The organism is Streptomyces lomondensis (assembly GCF_014651035.1).
Lineage (GTDB): Bacteria > Actinomycetota > Actinomycetes > Streptomycetales > Streptomycetaceae > Streptomyces > Streptomyces lomondensis.
In genome coordinates, this window is the sequence record NZ_BMWC01000007.1 from 156599 (window position 1) to 173775 (window position 17177).

The 17177-nt window shown below is 72.0% G+C and carries 18 protein-coding genes; 8 read left to right on the forward strand and 10 right to left on the reverse strand.

Annotation, left to right across the window (positions count from 1 at the left end; translation table 11 throughout):
* Positions 1 to 12: 12 nt before the first annotated feature.
* Positions 13 to 1014 carry an acyl-CoA desaturase gene (locus tag IE255_RS23750; protein WP_190052395.1) on the reverse strand — a complete coding sequence of 334 codons (1002 nt, stop codon included), beginning with the start codon at positions 1012 to 1014 and terminating at the stop codon, positions 13 to 15.
* A gap of 223 nt (positions 1015 to 1237) precedes the next feature.
* Here IE255_RS23750 and IE255_RS23755 point away from each other — a divergent pair, with 223 nt between their 5' ends.
* Genes IE255_RS23755 through IE255_RS23770 form a run of 4 tightly spaced genes read left to right on the forward strand, consistent with a single transcriptional unit; the run spans position 1238 to position 2804 of the window.
* Positions 1238 to 1429 carry a CsbD family protein gene (locus tag IE255_RS23755; RefSeq protein ID WP_190052396.1) on the forward strand — a complete coding sequence of 64 codons (192 nt, stop codon included), beginning with the start codon at positions 1238 to 1240 and terminating at the stop codon, positions 1427 to 1429.
* A complete protein-coding gene (locus IE255_RS23760) occupies positions 1426 to 1773 on the forward strand; it encodes a hypothetical protein (RefSeq protein ID WP_190052397.1) in 348 nt (115 codons plus the stop codon). Before IE255_RS23755 ends, IE255_RS23760 begins: the two co-directional genes overlap by 4 nt.
* Before the next feature lie 40 nt (positions 1774 to 1813).
* Positions 1814 to 2518 (forward strand): DUF5994 family protein, encoded by a 705-nt coding sequence (locus IE255_RS23765; RefSeq protein ID WP_190052398.1) that lies wholly within the window; start codon positions 1814 to 1816, stop codon positions 2516 to 2518.
* Between the two features lie 10 nt (positions 2519 to 2528).
* Positions 2529 to 2804, forward strand: coding sequence for a hypothetical protein (locus IE255_RS23770; RefSeq protein ID WP_190052399.1), 276 nt, complete (start codon positions 2529 to 2531; stop codon positions 2802 to 2804).
* 59 nt (positions 2805 to 2863) lie between these two features.
* On the opposite strand, the gene IE255_RS23775 is transcribed toward IE255_RS23770, so the two are convergent.
* On the reverse strand, positions 2864 to 3697 hold the full coding sequence (locus tag IE255_RS23775) for a YhjD/YihY/BrkB family envelope integrity protein (RefSeq protein WP_190052400.1): 834 nt from the start codon (positions 3695 to 3697) through the stop codon (positions 2864 to 2866).
* Between the two features lie 162 nt (positions 3698 to 3859).
* On the opposite strand from IE255_RS23775, the gene IE255_RS23780 reads away from it, so the two are divergent.
* Entirely contained in the window at positions 3860 to 4216 is a 357-nt protein-coding gene (locus IE255_RS23780; protein WP_190052401.1) for a PRC-barrel domain-containing protein, read from the forward strand.
* 73 nt (positions 4217 to 4289) lie between these two features.
* Positions 4290 to 5015, forward strand: coding sequence for a hypothetical protein (locus IE255_RS23785; RefSeq protein WP_190052402.1), 726 nt, complete (start codon positions 4290 to 4292; stop codon positions 5013 to 5015).
* A 60-nt stretch (positions 5016 to 5075) separates the two neighbouring features.
* On the opposite strand, the gene IE255_RS23790 is transcribed toward IE255_RS23785, so the two are convergent.
* The 3 genes from IE255_RS23790 to IE255_RS23800 all read right to left on the reverse strand — a co-directional run bounded on the left by IE255_RS23790 (position 5076) and on the right by IE255_RS23800 (position 7319).
* Positions 5076 to 5510 (reverse strand): Pycsar system effector family protein, encoded by a 435-nt coding sequence (locus tag IE255_RS23790; protein ID WP_190052403.1) that lies wholly within the window; start codon positions 5508 to 5510, stop codon positions 5076 to 5078.
* A gap of 67 nt (positions 5511 to 5577) precedes the next feature.
* Positions 5578 to 6285 carry a TIGR03943 family putative permease subunit gene (locus IE255_RS23795; RefSeq protein WP_190052404.1) on the reverse strand — a complete coding sequence of 236 codons (708 nt, stop codon included), beginning with the start codon at positions 6283 to 6285 and terminating at the stop codon, positions 5578 to 5580.
* The gene (locus tag IE255_RS23800; protein WP_190052405.1) at positions 6282 to 7319 is read right to left on the reverse strand and encodes a permease; all 1038 of its coding nucleotides are present in this window, start codon (positions 7317 to 7319) and stop codon (positions 6282 to 6284) included. Before IE255_RS23800 ends, IE255_RS23795 begins: the two co-directional genes overlap by 4 nt.
* A gap of 182 nt (positions 7320 to 7501) precedes the next feature.
* Here IE255_RS23800 and IE255_RS23805 point away from each other — a divergent pair, with 182 nt between their 5' ends.
* The gene (locus tag IE255_RS23805) at positions 7502 to 9397 is read left to right on the forward strand and encodes a potassium channel family protein (protein WP_190052406.1); all 1896 of its coding nucleotides are present in this window, start codon (positions 7502 to 7504) and stop codon (positions 9395 to 9397) included.
* Between the two features lie 237 nt (positions 9398 to 9634).
* Here IE255_RS23805 and IE255_RS23810 read toward each other — a convergent pair whose 3' ends face one another.
* Positions 9635 to 11503, reverse strand: coding sequence for a S9 family peptidase (locus IE255_RS23810; protein ID WP_190052407.1), 1869 nt, complete (start codon positions 11501 to 11503; stop codon positions 9635 to 9637).
* A 173-nt stretch (positions 11504 to 11676) separates the two neighbouring features.
* Between IE255_RS23810 and IE255_RS23815 the strand changes: the two genes are divergently transcribed.
* Positions 11677 to 12471 (forward strand): SURF1 family protein, encoded by a 795-nt coding sequence (locus IE255_RS23815; RefSeq protein WP_190052408.1) that lies wholly within the window; start codon positions 11677 to 11679, stop codon positions 12469 to 12471.
* Positions 12472 to 12522: 51 nt separating this feature from the next.
* Here the strand turns inward: IE255_RS23815 and IE255_RS23820 are convergent, their stop codons facing one another.
* The 4 genes from IE255_RS23820 to IE255_RS23835 form a co-directional block, all read right to left on the reverse strand.
* Positions 12523 to 13560 (reverse strand): hypothetical protein, encoded by a 1038-nt coding sequence (locus tag IE255_RS23820; RefSeq protein WP_190052409.1) that lies wholly within the window; start codon positions 13558 to 13560, stop codon positions 12523 to 12525.
* A gap of 116 nt (positions 13561 to 13676) precedes the next feature.
* Positions 13677 to 14252, reverse strand: coding sequence for a SigE family RNA polymerase sigma factor (locus IE255_RS23825; protein WP_010032008.1), 576 nt, complete (start codon positions 14250 to 14252; stop codon positions 13677 to 13679).
* A gap of 539 nt (positions 14253 to 14791) precedes the next feature.
* Positions 14792 to 15877 (reverse strand): aspartate-semialdehyde dehydrogenase, encoded by a 1086-nt coding sequence (locus IE255_RS23830; RefSeq protein WP_190052410.1) that lies wholly within the window; start codon positions 15875 to 15877, stop codon positions 14792 to 14794.
* Positions 15877 to 17154 (reverse strand): aspartate kinase, encoded by a 1278-nt coding sequence (locus IE255_RS23835; RefSeq protein WP_190052411.1) that lies wholly within the window; start codon positions 17152 to 17154, stop codon positions 15877 to 15879. Before IE255_RS23835 ends, IE255_RS23830 begins: the two co-directional genes overlap by 1 nt.
* Positions 17155 to 17177: the final 23 nt, after the last annotated feature.

Consider the following 17177-nt stretch of genomic DNA (forward strand, 5'->3'; position numbering starts at 1 on the left):
GAGTGGTCGCTGTCAGGCGCGGCGGGCCTCGACCCGGTCCGCGCTCGGCCAGCGCACGTCGTGCACCCAGCCGAGGCGTTCGAGGAGGCGGATGAAGGCGGCGGAGGGGTCGACCTGACCGCGGTCGACGCCGTGGCGGGCGCTGGTGGGGTCGGCGTGGTGGAGGTTGTGCCAGCTCTCGCCGAACGAGAGCAGGGCGAGGGGCCACAGGTTGGTGGCCCGGTCGTGGCGGCGGGTGCGGAACGGGCGCTCACCGATCAGGTGGCAGAGGGAGTTCACGCTCCAGGTGACGTGGTGGAGCAGCGCGATGCGCACGAGTCCCGCCCACAGCAGGGCGGTCACGCCGTACAGCCACGTACCGCCGATGGCCCAGCCCAGCGCGAACGGCAGGGCGAGCGTGAGGAGGCACAGGGCCGGGAAGGCGCGGGAGACGGCGCGGATGTCGCGGTCGGCCAGGAGGTCGGGGGCGTACCGGTCGGCGGGTGTGCGGTCGTTGCGGAACAGCCAGCCGACGTGCGCGTGCAGCAGCCCGCGCAACTGGCCTCGCAGGTGCGTGCCGTAGCGGTACGGGGAGTGCGGTTCGCCCGGCCGGTCGGTGAAGGCGTGGTGGCGGCGGTGCGTGGCGACCCAGCCGATGACGTCGCCCTGGAAGCTCATCGACCCTGCCACCGCGAGTGCGACGCGCACAGGGCGGGCGGCGCGGTAGCCGCCGTGGGTGAGGCCGCGGTGGAAGCCGACGGTGACGCCGAGACCGGTGATCGTGTACAGGACGAGGGCGAGCACGATGTCGGCGGGATGGATGAGACTCCCCCACAGCAGCCAGCCGGCGAGCGCGATCGCCACGAACGGCAGGACGACGATCACCCCCGTCACCGCGACGTACAGCCGCTCACCGCCGTCGCGGGCGGGCGCCGGGCCGTCCGGCGGGAAGGGGGACGTCCCGTCGTAGCCCTGGGGCGACGGGGCGGGGGCCGACGGTGTGACCGTCGTGGACGTGATCGCACTGTGCGGCATACGTTGCTCCTCGGCCCTGGATGCGTTTGACGCGGCCGGGGACACGGGCTCCCCCTGTGATGGGGAGTCGCGAGGACGGGCCGGTTCGGACACCGGCATACGAAGAGACCTCGCTTTCTCCACCGTACTCCCGCATGCTCCGAATCGAGGCAGGCCGGATCGCGTGGCCACGGCGTTGACACCGACCGTCGCCGGACGTTGACTGGCAACACGGCGCAGGGCCATGACCGTTGTACGGACGGTCAGGAACACGGCGCAGACGATGAAGGGCAGGATCACCGAAGATCTCGGCTGGGTCACCCGCAACAGGCGACTGCAACGCCGAGGCAGGATCTACCGGGTCTCCGGAAGCCTGAAACAGGCCGTCGAGAAGACCAAGGACGCCTTCGGGCGGAACGGAAGCGGCACTCGATGATGTACGACCAGACACGCGCCCAGCAGCCCGCGGGCCAGACCCGGGGCCCCGCCGAACGCCGTGCCCCGGGCCCGGAGCCGCTGCTCCCGTCGTCCGAAAGGGACAAGATCGTCCTGCGCCTCCGGCACGCCCTCAACACCTTCGCCGACACTCCGCGCGAGGCGCTGGAAGAGGCCGAGAGCGCCTACGACGAAGCCACCGCCCAGCTCGTGAACGCCCTCGCGGAACGGCGGCGTGTCCTGCGCGCCGGGTGGCAGGACCAGGCCCACGGAACACAGTCCGACGAACTCCGGCACGCGCTGAGGCAGTACCGGGAGATCACCCAGCGGCTGCTCCAGCTCTAGGCGGCCGCATATTCCGCGCTGTGGCGGAGCGCGGAGTAGTGTGGACAGGACCGAGGGCATTTCGCACACCGGCTTCCACGCCGGGTCGTTCTCGGCGAAAGATGAAACCCGGGCCGCCTCAGAGGCATCCCGGAGACGGGTCCGCATCATGTCGGCGACCTTGCATCCAGCCCTGCCGCACCACGAGCCCGTCGCACCCCCGGCCGCGCGTCTCGCATTGAAGACCGACGGCACCTCCCGCGGACTCCTGGACGGGGCCTGGTGGCCCCGATCCCGGGATCTGCTGAGCGAACTTCCGGCGCTCACCGACGTGTTGGAACCCTTGTGGGGCCGCATCACCCGCATCGCCGTCAACCCGGAGCACTGGCCGGTCATCCCCCGCAAGGTTCCCGTGGACGGCCACATCGTCAAGGTCGGCTGGTTCACCCCGGAGATCGACCCGCACAAGCTGCTGCTGCTCTCCTACGGCACCAGCCGCTGGGATCTCCTGGTCATCCCGCCCGAGACCGGGGCGGAGTCGGCGGCCCGGCTGATGGCTGCCGCGTCCGACTACGACGGCCCGCCACTGACCGCGAGCGCGTTCATCGCCGCGGACGAGGCCCGGCACGGCGTCTTGGCGGCCGACCAGCCACTGGACCCGGACGAGGCATGGGAGTACGAGGGCGGCGCCTTTGCGGTGTCAGCGGCCGTTCCCCGACAGACCGGTCCGCCCGGCCGGGCCAGCCGGCTGATCATCGGTATGTGAGGTGGCCGCCATGAACGCCTTCCTGACAGCCGCCGCCTTCGTGGTCCTCATCGCAGCGGCGGCGTACGTGATCCACCGGCTCAACCTCCAGCACGCCGACAGAATCGCCGCGTACCGGTACAGCGCCCCCCTGCCCGGCCGCCGAGGCCGCGGCACGCCGCAGCCCCCGGTGGGACCGGACCGGTCCCAGTCGCCGACCGCCGGCGAACGGCGGGACCACCACGACGGGGGCCGCGGCCGCTTCCCGCCGCGCCGCCGCCACAGCCGTCCGACTCGCCACAGGTGACCAGCCAGTTTCCGTCAGCGGCCTCGCGCACGGACCATGACCAGTTGCATGGCCGCATCTCACCTGCCCCGTTTCAGTGCGTGTGCCATGCGTGGGAGTTCCTCGTACAGCAGCCGACCGATCAGCGCTCCGCCGAAGACGACGGCACCCACACCGACCAGCCAGGACTGGATGACGAGGACGGTTCCGACGGGTCCGTAGGTGACGGCGTTGGATGCGATCAACGGCGAGAAGACGAGCCTGGAGAAGACCCTCAGGCCGAGCAGCCCTATGACTGTGGCCACGGCGCCGGGCATCAGGGCACGCCAGCGGATCCTCCCGCCGAGCAGCAGGCGCTGGGACCACCACAGGAACACCACGGCGCTCAGCAAGGCAACGGCCCCACCCGCCAGGGGCTCGCGGCGCAGCGTGGTGGTGGCGGAGAGGAAGAGGTATCCGGTGAGGATGCCGAGCCACACCACGTGCCGCCACCTGGCCCACCAGCGGGCCGGCGGCAGGTCCCAGACCTTCTCGTATCCGGTCTGCACTGCCGCCCCGAAGGTCAGGCCGAACACGGCGAGGGCGGCGATACCGAACGCGGTCGTGGTCCGCAGGGCCTGGCCGGGCCGGGTGAACAACTGCTCGACCTGCTGCCTTGAGGCCGTCGACACGCCGAGCCCTTCCCCCAGCCACTGCGCGAACCCCCGCCCGTGCTCGGGATCGGCGGAGGAGACGATGATCAGCAGTGGCACCAGCGTGAGCAATCCCAGCGCCGCGAAGCCCAGCGAACGCGACCACAGTTCAATACCGCTGCTCCGCCGCCATCCGCGCCCGACCGGCGAACGGCTGATCACGCGGCGCAGCCGCCCGAACCAAGACGAACGGTCCGCGGCATCGGAAGGCTTCATCGGCATGCCTGTCGATTACCACGGTCGATACCGTCACCGCGCGAGGGCGCGACGCAGAGATTCCCGGATAGCCTGGAAGAACAAAGGCCGCTACCGGGCTCAGCGTGCGGCGACAGCCCGCAGGGGGCGGCTCGCACCGGCCCGGATCGACGGCTCAGGAGGCAGGCCATGATCCATGCAGCCGATATCCGCGAGTGGCGCAACCGCAGCGTCGTCGACCCGAAGGGCCACAAGATCGGCGTACTCGAAGCGGTCTACGTCGACACCACTACCGACGAACCGACCATGGCCACGGTCCGCACCGGACTCCCTACCCGCCACCAGCTGGCCTTCGTACCCCTCGACGAGGCGATCCTCGGGCCCGATTACGTCAAGGTCTCCTACACCAAGACGCTGGTGAAAAAGGCACCCTCGATCGGCATGGACGACATTCTGCCCGCCGAGGCAGAGGAAGCGATCTTCCGGCACTACGACATGCCCTACCAGACGGGCGCAGGCGGCGAGCGGCAACTCGCGCGCCGCTGACGGCCCGCGCCGTCTGTGGCGGGCGGGCCCGTCGCACGGGACCCGTCCCGGGTCCCCCGTGGTGGCATGCCCCATGGGCGCAGAGCGTGTGCTGATTCTGCATCAGGGGGACGATCTCGACGTCGGTGAGATCCGTGGGCTCGTGGAGTCGGTCGAGAGGGAGTCCGGGGGTGATCTGACGGGGACTCGGCTCACCACGTACCCGGCAGGGGAGCCGACCGAGGGGGTCGCTGAGGCGCTGGTGCTGCGGCTGGAGGGGGACGGGGAGGTCTCGCCCGGGTCGTTGTCGCGTACGGGTACGTACACGTACGAGGTGTCCGGGGGGCGGTCCGTCGTGGTCGCGGTGGTGTGGGCCGGGGAGGTCAACGGCTGGGTGCGGCGGGTCGTCCCCCAGCAGATGGGCAAGGTCGAGGCCACCGGTATGGCGCTGACCCGGCGGCCGGGGTGGCGGCGGCTGGCCGAGGAGGGCGCGGTGGCGTTCGTCGCCGAGGCCCGGGACGGGGTCGGGCGGCGGTTCGGGGAGGACGTGCATGTGGTCGTGAGTGTGCTGCCCCGGGCGAAGCCGCGGCAGATCCGGCGGCTCATGCCCGGTGGGTACATCCAGTGGGTGGACGGCGTGTTCCGCCGTGCCGGCGCGCCGCTCGGGCGGATCGACGTCGCGCACTGGCTCGTCTGCGTGGACGGGTCGGCGCGCGTCCTGCATCTCGCCTATCTCTCCGCCGACCGGAGCGTGATGGCGTTGCTGCCCTGGGAGTTGCTGTCCCGTGCCGAGAGGCGTGGGGGGAGGAAGCTGGCCTAGGCGTCACGTAGGGGAACCGACGAAAGCGCTGGTCGGAGTCGGATGAAGAAGGGCAGGCCGTCAGGACAGCATTCCGGTCAGTGTTCCTGCCAGGGTGAGCGTGACGAACGCCGCGCCCCAGGCCGTCGCCCGGCGTATGCAGCGGTACTTGGTCGATGCGGTGCGGAGCAGGGTCTTCAACTGGGCCGTGTCGTCGGCGCCGTGGGCCCGGGAGGGGCGGGGGGCGGCCGGTCGGGGTGTCACGGCCAGGCCGAGGAGGACCAGGGACGGGGCGCAGGCCGCGCAGCCGGACCAGACGAGGAGCTGGGGGATCGCCGCGTACTGGCCGGGGGCGATGACGCCGACGGTGATCGCGCCGAGCAGGGCGGTCAGGGTCGCGCCCAGGATCGCCAGGGTCAGTCCCGCTCTGCTGTCGGCCTTCGCGAGTCGCTCCCGGGCCTCGGTCAGGAGGGCCGGGTCGAGTTCGGCGGTGCGCTCGCCTTCGAGTGTGGTCATTCGTCCCCCTCGCTGATCAGCGGCTTCTGGCGAGTACCCGGGAGAGGCGTTTCCACTACGCCGGGCGTCAGGTGTTCCACGTCTCGTCGTACGGGTCGTGCGGTGTGGGGACCGGTCGGGCGCTGGTGACCTCGACGTACGGGATCGGGCCGTTGTTGACCGGGTCCTTGGTGCGGCGGGGGGTGTAGCGGCCGGTGATCTCCAGCCAGGTGTCCGGGCGCAGGACCGGGGGGATGTCGCCGGTCAGGGCGATCTTGACCGGCTGGGCGTCCGCGGCGCAGCAGTTGAGGCCCATGCGGACCAGGTAGGGGGCGCCCGCCCGGTCCAGGGTGACGAAGCCGGTGATCTTCAGCTCGCGGCCGCGCAGGGAGCGGCCGTCGTCGTAGACCGCCCGGCTCGCGTAGTCGGCCACGCCGAGGCGGAGGGGGCCGCCGCCCTCGGGGAGGTCCGGGAAGCCGAGGGGCTTCGTCAGGGCCGTGCCCGTGTGGGCCGCGCTGTAGGAGCCGAGGGCCGGCGGGGCGACCAGGATCAGCGCGAACACCGGGAGGGTGAGGAGCCAGGAGATACGGGGTTCGTGGTGGTGGGCGGCTGCCGTGGTGCGGCGGCGTTCGTACCAGAGTGTCGCCGCCGCCGTCGCGATCAGCACCGCGCCCGCCAGCAGGACCAGTGGGCGCAGGCCCGACTTGACGTAGCGCAGGTAGAGGTCGGTCGTGCCGGCGTGCAGCAGCGTCGCGCCGAGGAGGAAGAGCAGGGCCGTCTGGGCCAGGCGGTTCACAGCAGGACCGTTCCGGTCAGGGCCGACACGACGACGGCCAGGGCGAAGGTCGCGGGGGCGAAGCGCAGGGCGAAGGCGCGGCCGAAGGTGCCCGCCTGCATCGCGAAGAGCTTCAGGTCGATCATGGGTCCGACCACCAGGAACGTCAGACGGGCCGTCAGGGAGAACTGGGTCAGGGACGCCGCGACGAACGCGTCCGCCTCCGAGCAGATGGACAGGAGCACGGCCAGGACCGCGAGGGCCAGGACGGACAGCACCGGGTGGTCGGCCGCCAGGCGCAGCCAGTCCGCCGGGACCACGGCCTTCAGCGTCGCCGCGGCCATCGCGCCGACCACCAGGAAACCGCCCGCGTGCGTGACGTCGTGGCGCACCGAGTCCCAGAAGGCGGCCCCCTTGCTCTGCCCCTCGTACGACGTCCCCGCCGGGAGGCGCAGCCAGTCCGTGCGGCCCAGGCGGTGCCAGAGCCAGCCCATCGCGCAGGCCACCAGCAGGCTCGCGACGAAGCGGGCCAGGACCATCTCCGGGTTGCCGGGGAACGCCACGGCCGTCGCGGTCAGCACGATGGGGTTGATGGCGGGGGCCGAGAGGAGGAACGCCAGCGCCGCGGCCGGTGTGACCCCTCTGCGGACCAGCGCCCCGGCGACCGGCACCGACGCGCACTCGCAGCCCGGGAGCACCGCGCCCGCCGCGCCCGCGACCGGGACGGCCAGGGCCGGGCGGCGGGGCAGGGCCCGGGCGAAGAAGGACGGCGGCACGAACACCGCGATCGCCGCGGACAGCAGCACGCCGAGCACCAGGAACGGCAGCGCCTGGACCATGACCGCGACGAACACCGTCATCCAGCTCTGCATCACCGGTGCGGACAGCGCCCCGCGGATGGGGTCCTGGAACATCACCGCCGTGAGCAGGAGGAGAGTGAGCAGGAGGGGGGAGTTGAGGTGCCGGCCTTCTTCCCGGCCATCTTCGGCGTCCCGGTCCGGCTCGGTGTCCGCGCGCTCGCCGCTCTCCCGCGGGGCGGTCTTCGTGGTGGACACGGATCCGGTACCTCCGGTGGTGCGCAGGGGCATTGCCCATTCCCTCCCCTTCTGTACGCGCGGTCGGGCCCGGGCGTTCACGCCCCACGGCCCCCTTCTGGAACCAGCCGTGCCGGTGAGGCAGTCTTCTCCTCGTGGGGAGCGTTCCGAACCAAGGTCAGCCAGGTGACCCGGCCACGCACATGATCGTGTGCGGTGACGACGGGCTCGCGCACCGGCTCGCGGCCGAACTCCGAGGCGTCTACGGCGAACAGGTCACGCTCGTCGTACCGCCCTCGGTGCGCCGGGTGCGGCAGCCGGTGGTCGGACGGGCCCGCGCCGCCTCGGCGGCCCTGCTCGACCGGGTCGTGAACGCGGCCGTCAACCGGACGGGCGCGGGCGGCGCCGAACCGGCCGGGAACGAGCAGGTCGTGGAGGCCGCCGAGGTCACCGAGGCCGTGCTCACCGAGGTCGGCGCCGACCGAGCGGCGGCCCTGGCGCTCGTGTACGACGACGACGAGACCAACATCCGCGCCGCGCTCACCGCCCGCCGTCTCAACCCCCGGCTGCGTCTCGTACTGCGGCTGTACAACCGGCGGTTGGGGCAGCACATCGAGGAACTCCTGGACCAGACGGCCGCCCTGGCCTCCGGGGCGGGGCCGGGCGGCTCGGGCCTCGACGCGTCGACGACCGTGCTCTCCGACGCCGACACTGCCGCGCCCGCGCTGGCCGCGACCGCCCTCGTCGGCACCAGCAAGGTCGTCCAGACGGAGGGGCTCGTCCTGCGCGCGGTGGAACGGCAGCCGCCGCGGCCGGGCGAGGTGGCCGACCCGGGCCTGTGCACGCTGGCGCTGCTGTCCGCGACGAGCAACGACCCGGCCGGCGCGGACGGTTCCGAGGGCAGCGGGGAGCACGGGCCCCGACTGCTGCCCGACGAGGCGGCGGTGGCGGCGGCGACCGGGCGCGGGACCGTCGTCCTGGAGCAGGTGTCGTACTCCGGGCCGTCCCTGCCCGCCGGGCGGGGCGGTGTGCCGCCGTTCGCCTCCCTCTTCTCGCGGCGGCTGCGCTGGTCGCTGGCCGGACTGGTGGGCTGTGTGCTCGCGCTCGCCGTGGCGCTGATGTTCGTCACCGGGGAGCATCCGCTGTACGCGACGTACGTCACGCTGCTCGATCTCTTCGGCATCAACGACCCCGCGTTCCACGAGTCGACCGGGCGTCAGGTCCTGCAACTGCTGTCCGGGCTCGTCGGGTTGCTGCTGCTGCCGGTGCTGCTGGCCGCGGTGCTGGAGGCCCTGGGCACGTTCCGCAGCGCGTCCGCGCTGCGCAAGCCGCCGAGGGGGCTCGGCGGGCATGTGGTGCTGCTCGGGCTCGGCAAGATCGGGACGCGGGTGCTGACGCGGCTGCGGGAGCTGCACATTCCCGTGGTGTGCGTGGAGTCCGACCCGGAGGCGCGGGGGATGGCCACGGCTCGGCGGCTGCGGGTGCCGGTGGTGCTCGGAGACGTGACTCAGGAAGGGGTGCTGGAGGCCGCGAAGATCCATCGGGCGCACGCGCTGCTGGCGTTGACGAGCGCGGACACGACGAATCTGGAGGCCGCGCTGTACGCCCGGTCCGTGCGGCCGGATCTGCGAGTCGTGCTGCGGCTGTACGACGACGACTTCGCGACGGCCGTGTACCGGACGCTGCGGGCGGCGCATCCGTTCGCCCTCACGCGGAGCCGGAGTGTGTCGCATCTGGCCGCTCCCGCGTTCGCCGGGGCGATGATGGGGCGGCAGATCCTGGGGGCGATTCCGGTGGAGCGGCGGGTGCTGCTGTTCGCGGAGCTGGAGGTGGCCGGGCATCCGCAGTTGGAGGGCCGGACGGTCGGGGAGGCGTTTCGGGCCGGGGCGTGGCGGGTGCTGGCACTCAATACGGCGCCCTCCGGGCGGCGGGGTGAAGGGGAGAGCGCGGAGGGGGACGGCGCGCCGGCTTCGGGGCTGGTGTGGGATCTGCCTCCTACGTATGTGCTGGGCGCCGGGGACCGGGTGGTGCTGGCGGCGACGCGGCGGGGGCTGGCGGAGCTGCTGAGGCGGAGGCGGCGGGAGCGGGCCGGGGCGTGAACGTGACGCCGAGCGGTGGGTTTCACGGCTCGGCATGACAAGGTGCACGGCGATGGCGCTGCTGCCGGGTCGGTCGCGCGACCCGGCGCAGCGGGGTGCCGCCCGCGCCCACCCGTGCCGCCCCAGGCGGCACGCATGCCCGCGGACAGCGGGGCGCGCAGCGCCCAAGGGGCGCGGGGAACTGCGCGATCAGCCACCGAAGACCCGCAGCCGCCGACACCACCCCCGTCCCCCGAGCTACTGGGCGCTCGTCACCCCCTTCAGATGCCGCTCCGCGAACTCCAGCTCCAGCCGCACCTGCTTGATCCGCTCGTCCACCACCAGCGACCCGTGCCCGGCGTCATAGCGGTACACCTCGTGCACCGCGCCCCTCGCCTCCAGGCGCTTCACGTAGTTCTCGATCTGGCGGATCGGGCAGCGGGGATCGTTGACGCCGGCCGAGATGTAGACCGGGGCCTTGACCTGGTCCACGTACGTGAGCGGGGACGAGGCCTCGAAGCGGTCCGGGACCTCTTCCGGCGTGCCGCCCAGCAGCGTGCGGTCCATCGCCTTCAGCGCTTCCATCTCGTCGTGGTACGCCGTGACGTAGTCGGCGACCGGAACCGCCGCGATGCCCAGGGCCCACGCGTCGGGCTGGACGCCGAGGCCGAGCAGGGTGAGGTAGCCGCCCCAGGAGCCGCCGGTGAGGATCAGGCGGTCGGGGTCGGCGAGGCCGGAGCTGACGGCCCATTCGCGGACCGCGGCGATGTCCTCCAGCTCGATGAGGCCGACGCGGTGCTTCAGGGCGTCCGTCCAGGCACGGCCGTAGCCCGTCGAGCCGCGGTAGTTGACACGGATCACCGCGTAGCCGTGATCGACCCAGGCCGCCGGGCCCGCCGCGAAGGAGTCGCTGTCGTGCCAGGTGGGGCCGCCGTGGATGTCGAAGACCGTGGGGAGCGGGCCGGTGGAGCCCTTCGGCTTCTGGACGAGGGCGTGGATGCGGCCCCCGGGGCCCTCCACCCACACGTCCTCCACCGGCACCGAGCCGGGCGACTTCATGCCGGGCGGGTCGAGCACGACGCCGCCCGCCGTGGAGCGGACCGCCGACGGCTCTGCGGCCGAGGACCACAGGTACTCCACGTGACCGTCGGGCCGGGCCGTGGCACCCGACACCGTGCCCGGCGGGGTCGGGATCTCCACCAGGGCGCGGCTCGCCAGGTCGTAGCGGAACAGCTCGCTGCGGGCCTCGAAGCTGTGCACGATGAGCAGGCCGGTGCCGTCCGGGTACCACTCGGCGCTGACGTCGCCCGGCAGCTCCAGCGCCAGGTCCGTCTCCTCACCGGTGGCCACGTCCCACACCAGGGGCTCCCAGCGGCCGCGGCGCTGGTGGCCGATGAGGAGGCGGGTGTCGCCGTCGACGGGGGCGAAGCCGAGGACCTCCAGGCCCAGCTCGCGGGTGCCGCCCTCGGTGTCGTCGAGGTCGGCGACCGCCGTGCCGTCGGGGCGCAGGACGCGCAGGGCCGAGTGCATCGCGTCGCCGTGCTCGGTGTGCTCGATGGCGATGAGCGAGCCGTCGTGGGAGAGGTCGCCGACGCCGGCCGACTCGCGGTGGCGGTAGATCTCCACCGGGGCCTCGCCGGTGCGGACGAGATGGATCGTCGTACCGTCCTCGTCCGTCGAGCGGCCGACCACCGCCGTGCGCCCGTCTCTGCCGAGGGCGAGGCCCGCCGGGTAGGAGGCCTCCAGGCCCTCGGCGGCCGGCTCGTCCGCGCCGCCCTCGAAGGGCTGGCGGCGCCACACGCCGAACTCGTCGCCGTCCTTGTCGTCGAACCACCAGATCCATGCGCCGTCCGGCGACAGCACGCCGTCCGTCGTGCCGTTCGGCCGGTCCGTCACCTGGCGCTGCTCGCCCGTCGACCGGTCCCAGGCGTACAGCTCGTACGTCCCCGTCGCGTTCGACACGAACAGGGAGCGGTCCGGCGCGTCCTCCGCCCAGTCGGGCAGGGACACCCGGGGCGCCCGGAAGCGCTTCTCCCAGTCCGGCATCCGCTCCTGCTGTCCCGCCTGTACCTCTTGCTCGTGCTGGTCCCGCTGATCCCGCGCGTCGGACCCGTTGCTCTCAGTCATGGCCCCATAGTGCACGCCCTCACCGACAATTCGCCCGCGAGGTCCCCAGCCTGTGGATAACCTCCACCGATCCCCCTTCCGAGCAGGTCAGCAGTGACGGAACCGCCCGGCGGGCCCGCCCCGTTGCCGACCCCGCGGGCTTTCCCTGCCCGGCGGCCCCGTACCGTGGGGGTGTGTACCGGTTTCTGCTGACGCCCCGATGGTGGGGGATCAACATCTTCGTGCTGCTGTCGATCCCCTTCTGCATCTTCATGGGGTCCTGGCAGCTGGGCCGGTTCGAGGACCGCGTGCAGGACCATCGCACCGCGACCGAGCAGGTCGCCGAGGCGGGGCGCGAGGCGCCGCGGCCGCTCGGGGAGATGCTGCCGGTGACCAAGGCGACGTCCGGCAAGCTGGTCACCGCGACCGGCCGCTACGGCAAGCAGCTGCTGGTGCCCGGCCGGGAGCTCGACGGGAAGCAGGGCTTCTACGTCCTGACGCTGCTGCGCACCGACTCGGGTGAGGCGCTGCCGGTGGTCCGGGGCTGGTTGCCCGGTGCCGCCGACGCGGCCGAGGCCCCTGCCCCGCCAGCTGGCGAGGTCACGGTCACCGGGGCGCTGCAGGCGTCCGAGACGCCGGGGGACAACGGCGTCAGCGCGCAGGGCGGGCTGCCGAGTGGGCAGACGGCGGCGATCAGTGCGGCGTCTCTGGTGAATCTGGTGCCGTACGACGTGTATGACGCGTGGGTCACGTTGGCGCGGGGGGACTCGGGGATGAAGGCGGTGCCCGCTGCCGCGCCGCCGGACACGGGGCTTGATCTGAAGGCGTTCCAGAATCTGGGTTACACCGCTGAGTGGTTTGCCTTCGTGGGGTTTGTGATCTTCATGTGGTTCCGGTTGCTGCGGCGTGAGGTGGAGTTCGCGCGGGATGCGGAGCTGGGGTTGGTGCCCAATGAGGAGCCTGTCGCTGTGGACGCCGGGGTGAAGTGAACACAAAGCAGCGCTAGGGCGACCAGGACGGCAGCCCCCGCACCCGCTCCCCTACGCCCCCTGAAGCAACCCCGTCCAGTACACCGTCCCCGCGCACGCGTTGGACACCGTCACCGTCGCCGCGCCCGAGCCCGTTTCCGGGGTGTACGTCACTGCCACGCTGCCCTCGGCCGTGCCGTCCTCCGTGGTCAGTTGCGGGGCCGTGCCCGTGTCGCCGCCGGTGGAGGTGCCGCCCGTGTCCGTCGTGTCGCCCGACGGTGTGGGGTCGGGGGTGGGGTCGCCGGGGTCACCGGGGTCGCCGCCGGGGGTGGGACACGTCTCGGTGGGGACCCAGGCGAACTTCACGTCGTAGGCGGTGCCCGGCTGGAGCACCAGCTGGGCGGCCTCCAGGGACGGGTCGGGCAGGCCGGCCGCCGCGTCCCCGGCCGCGTGCCGGGCGGCACCGACCTTCGTGGCGTCGGCCGCGCCCTGGGGCAGGGCGCTCACCGAGCCGGGGCCGCTGACCGTACAACTCGCGGCGGAGACGTTGGTGACGCGGAAGGAGCCGTAGACCGCACCGGTGGAGTCGGGGGCGGCGCTGCTGCCGGCGGCCGGGCCGAGCTGGGCCGCGGTGCACGCCGGGATGCCGGCGGCGGTGCTGGAGGAGGGGTCGGCGCCCTGGGGCGCGCCGGGGGAGGAGCCGGTGCCCTTCTCCTCGTCCTTCTCCTTCTTGTCGCCCTTGTCCTTGCCCTCGGGCTTGCCCGAGGTGCCGGCGGCGCTGCTCTCGCCGCCGTCCGGGCCCTTGCCCTCGCTCGCGCCGCCCTGGGTCTGCGAGGCGTGGCCGGCGACCGACGGGTTGGCTTCGGAGCCGGTGGCGTTGGAGACGTGCACCAGGGCGGGGACGGCGGTGCCGATGAAGAGGGCGGCGGCGGCCATGCCGACGACGGCCTGCCGCTTGCGTGCCCGCCGTTGGGGCACCGCCTTCCGCAGATAGTCCAGGGTGCCGTCGCGCGGTTCCACCTCCTGCACCACTTGGTGCAGCATCCTGCGCAGGTCCAGCTCGTCCGAGTCGAGCCCCTGGGGGCTCTGGTCGTCGGGGCCGTGGTTCACAGTTCCGTTCCCAGCGTGCGATTGCTTCGGATCTTGCCCGTGCAGCCTTGTCGGCTCGTGCCACTCGAAGGGCTCGTGCCGGTCGCGCCCGTCACGGCGCGCGCCGTCCGATTCGCTCATGCCGGCGCCTCCATGGCCAGCCTGAGCGCCGCGATCCCGCGCGAGCCGTACGCCTTGACCGAGCCCAGGGATATGCCGAGCGTCTCGGCGACCTGCGCCTCGGTCATGTCCGCGAAGTAGCGCAGCACCAGCACCTCGCGCTGGCGGCGCTGCAGGCCCTTCATCGCCTTGATGAGGGAGTCGCGCTCCAGCTGGTCGTAGGCGCCTTCCTCGGCGCTCGCCATGTCGGGCATGGGCTTCGACAGCAGCTTGAGGCCGAGGATGCGGCGGCGCAGCGCCGAGCGCGAGAGGTTGACGACCGTCTGGCGCAGGTACGCCAGGGTCTTCTCGGGGTCGCGGACCCGCTTGCGGGCCGAGTGGACACGGATGAAGGCCTCCTGGACGACGTCCTCGCAGGAGGCCGTGTCGTCGAGGAGGAGCGCGGCGAGACCCAGCAACGAGCGGTAGTGCGCCCGGTAGGTCTCGGTGAGGTGGTCGACGGTCGTACCGGCCGCGACTCCGTCCTCGGCGCCGTCGCGCTGGTTCGGGATGCGGGCCGGCCGCGCTGCGGGCACGGGCGCGATCACCGGCATGCCACCGGGCGTACCGGGCATGCGGGGTCGTAGAGCCGCCGGACGGGGCGGTCGAAGGACCGTGCCGCGTGCCGCGCTGAAGTCGAGTACCTCTGCCACGTCTGTTGGACACGCTCACCCCCGCGAGGGTTGTACGTGCCGGGCGTCACTTTCAGGCCGACCGTCGCCGTCGACGGTCTGCCCGCGTCAGGCAGCACAACCGATAGTGCATCAAAGGCCCTCATGCGTCCCGCTCTTCCCCTATGTCCAGATATGAACGGACGTCCCCACGTCCGGTCCAGGCGTCCCCACGCCTGATGAAGCGCTCCCACGGCCGGAGGGTGACCGCAAAGACGCTCCCCGCCCTCCGCATGGTTGCGGAGGGCGGGGAGGTAAATCCTCTGATGCCGAAGCGCCGGGGACAAGTGGTCCGGACCATCGACCGGATCACATGTCACACATGGATCCTACAAACCACGTACGGCGCAAGCCGGAGTTTTCGCCGTCGCGAAACTTCACGAAAAGCCCGGCCGTCCGCCCAGGACAGCTCGCCCGTCCTCTCAGGACAGCTCGGCCGCGACCAACTCGGCGATCTGCGCGGTGTTGAGCGCGGACCCCTTGCGCAGGTTGTCCCCGCACACGAAGAGTTCGAGGGCCGTGGGGTCGTCCAGGGCGCGGCGGACCCGCCCGACCCAGGTCGGGTCGGTGCCGACCACGTCGGCGGGGGTCGGGAACTCCCCGGCGGCCGGGTTGTCGAACAGCACGACACCGGGCGCGGTGGCGAGGATCTCGCGGGCCTTGTCGACGGTGACCTCGCCCTCGAAGCGGGCGTGCACGGTCAGGGAGTGCGTGGTGATCACCGGCACGCGGACGCAGGTGACGGCCACCGGAAGGCCGGGCAGGCCGAGGATCTTGCGGGACTCGTCCCGCACCTTCAGCTCCTCCGAGGACCAGCCGTCCTCGCGCGCCGAACCGGCCCACGGCACGACGTTCAGCGCGACCGGCTCCGGGAACGGCCCGGTGCGGTCGCCGACGGCCCGCCGTACGTCACCGGGGCTGGTGCCCAGCTCCGTGCCGGCGACCAGGGAGAGCTGCTCCCGCAGCGTCGCCACGCCCGCGCGCCCGGCGCCGCTCACGGCCTGGTACGAGGAGGCCACCAGCTCGCGCAGCCCGAACTCGGCGTGCAGCGCGCCCAGGGCGACGATCATGGAGAGCGTGGTGCAGCTGGGGTTGGCGATGATGCCGCGCGGGCGCATGCGCACGGCGTGCGGATTGACCTCGGGCACGACGAGGGGCACGTCCGGATGCATCCGGAACGTGCCCGAGTTGTCGACCACCACCGCGCCCTTGGCGGCGGCCAGGGGCGCCCACCGCTCGGCGACCTCGTCGGGGACGTCGAACAGGGCGACGTCGACGCCGTCGAAGGCCTCCTCGGTGAGCGCCAGGACCTCGGTCTCCTCGCCGCGCACGGCCAGCTTGCGGCCGGCCGAGCGCGGGGAGGCGACCAGTCGGATCTCGCCCCAGATGTCCGCCCGGTGGGACAGGATCTGGAGCATGACCGTGCCGACGGCTCCGGTCGCTCCCACCACGGCGAGCGTGGGCCGGCCCGATCGGCCGGTCCGGCCGCCCCGTCGAAGGTCGGCCATCAGCGGCCGGTGCCTCCGTAGACGACGGCCTCGTCACTGTCGGAGTCGAGCCCGAACGCGGAGTGCACGGCACGGACGGCCTCGGGCACGTCGTCGGCGCGCGTGACGACCGAGATGCGGATCTCGGAGGTCGAGATCAACTCGATGTTCACGCCCGCGTCGGACAGCGCCGTGAAGAAGTCGGCCGTGACGCCCGGGTTGGTCTTCATGCCGGCGCCGACGAGGGAGATCTTGCCGATCTGGTCGTCGTAGCGCAGGGAGTCGAAGCCGATGCCGGCCTTGTTCTTCTCCAGCGCGTCGATGGCCTTGCGGCCCTCGGTCTTCGGCAGCGTGAAGGAGATGTCCGTCAGGCCCGTGGAGGCGGCGGACACGTTCTGCACGACCATGTCGATGTTGATCTCGGCGTCGGCGATCGTGCGGAAGATCGAGGCCGCCTCGCCCGGCTTGTCCGGCACGCCGACGACCGTGACCTTGGCCTCGGAGGTGTCGTGCGCGACACCGGAGATGAGAGCCTGCTCCACCTGCTTGTCCCCTTGCTCGATCGGCTCGCTGCTGACCCATGTGCCCTGAAGTCCGCTGAAGCTGGACCGGACGTGGATCGGGATGTTGTACCGGCGGGCGTACTCCACACAGCGGTGGAGCAGCACCTTGGACCCGGACGCCGCCAGTTCGAGCATGTCCTCGAAGGAGATCCAGTCGATCTTCCGGGCCTTCTTCACCACACGCGGGTCGGCGGTGAACACGCCGTCGACGTCGGTGTAGATCTCGCACACGTCGGCGTCGAGGGCGGCGGCCAGGGCCACCGCCGTGGTGTCGGAGCCGCCGCGGCCGAGCGTGGTGATGTCCTTGGTGTCCTGGCTGACACCCTGGAAACCGGCGACGATCGCGATGTTGCCCTCGTCCACCGAGGTCTTGATCCGACCCGGTGTGACGTCGATGATCCGGGCTTTGTTGTGGACCGAGTCGGTGATGACACCTGCCTGGCTGCCGGTGAACGACTGGGCCTCGTGGCCCAGCTTTTTGATCGCCATGGCCAGCAGGGCCATGGAGATCCGCTCTCCGGCGGTCAGCAGCATGTCGAGCTCGCGCCCGGCAGGCATCGGGGAAACCTGCTCGGCGAGATCGATCAGCTCGTCCGTCGTGTCGCCCATCGCGGAAACGACGGCAACCACCTGGTTGCCGTTCTGCTTCGCTTCCACGATCCGCTTGGCGACGCGCTTGATGCCCTCGGCATCGGCTACGGAGGAGCCTCCGTACTTCTGCACGACAAGGCCCACGTGCGCTCCTCGCTCAATCCGTC

Excerpts from the sequence above, each read along its gene's own strand:
- IE255_RS23750 (WP_190052395.1), bottom strand. The coding sequence starts at position 1,014 with ATGCCGCACAGTGCGATCACGTCCACGACGGTCACACCGTCGGCCCCC.
- IE255_RS23755 (WP_190052396.1), top strand. The coding sequence starts at position 1,238 with ATGACCGTTGTACGGACGGTCAGGAACACGGCGCAGACGATGAAGGGC.
- IE255_RS23760 (WP_190052397.1), top strand. The coding sequence starts at position 1,426 with ATGATGTACGACCAGACACGCGCCCAGCAGCCCGCGGGCCAGACCCGG.
- IE255_RS23770 (WP_190052399.1), top strand. The coding sequence starts at position 2,529 with ATGAACGCCTTCCTGACAGCCGCCGCCTTCGTGGTCCTCATCGCAGCG.
- IE255_RS23775 (WP_190052400.1), bottom strand. The coding sequence starts at position 3,697 with ATGCCGATGAAGCCTTCCGATGCCGCGGACCGTTCGTCTTGGTTCGGG.
- IE255_RS23780 (WP_190052401.1), top strand. The coding sequence starts at position 3,860 with ATGATCCATGCAGCCGATATCCGCGAGTGGCGCAACCGCAGCGTCGTC.
- IE255_RS23785 (WP_190052402.1), top strand. The coding sequence starts at position 4,290 with ATGGGCGCAGAGCGTGTGCTGATTCTGCATCAGGGGGACGATCTCGAC.
- IE255_RS23790 (WP_190052403.1), bottom strand. The coding sequence starts at position 5,510 with ATGACCACACTCGAAGGCGAGCGCACCGCCGAACTCGACCCGGCCCTC.
- IE255_RS23805 (WP_190052406.1), top strand. The coding sequence starts at position 7,502 with ATGATCGTGTGCGGTGACGACGGGCTCGCGCACCGGCTCGCGGCCGAA.
- IE255_RS23810 (WP_190052407.1), bottom strand. The coding sequence starts at position 11,503 with ATGACTGAGAGCAACGGGTCCGACGCGCGGGATCAGCGGGACCAGCAC.
- IE255_RS23825 (WP_010032008.1), bottom strand. The coding sequence starts at position 14,252 with ATGCCGGTGATCGCGCCCGTGCCCGCAGCGCGGCCGGCCCGCATCCCG.
- IE255_RS23830 (WP_190052410.1), bottom strand. The coding sequence starts at position 15,877 with ATGGCCGACCTTCGACGGGGCGGCCGGACCGGCCGATCGGGCCGGCCC.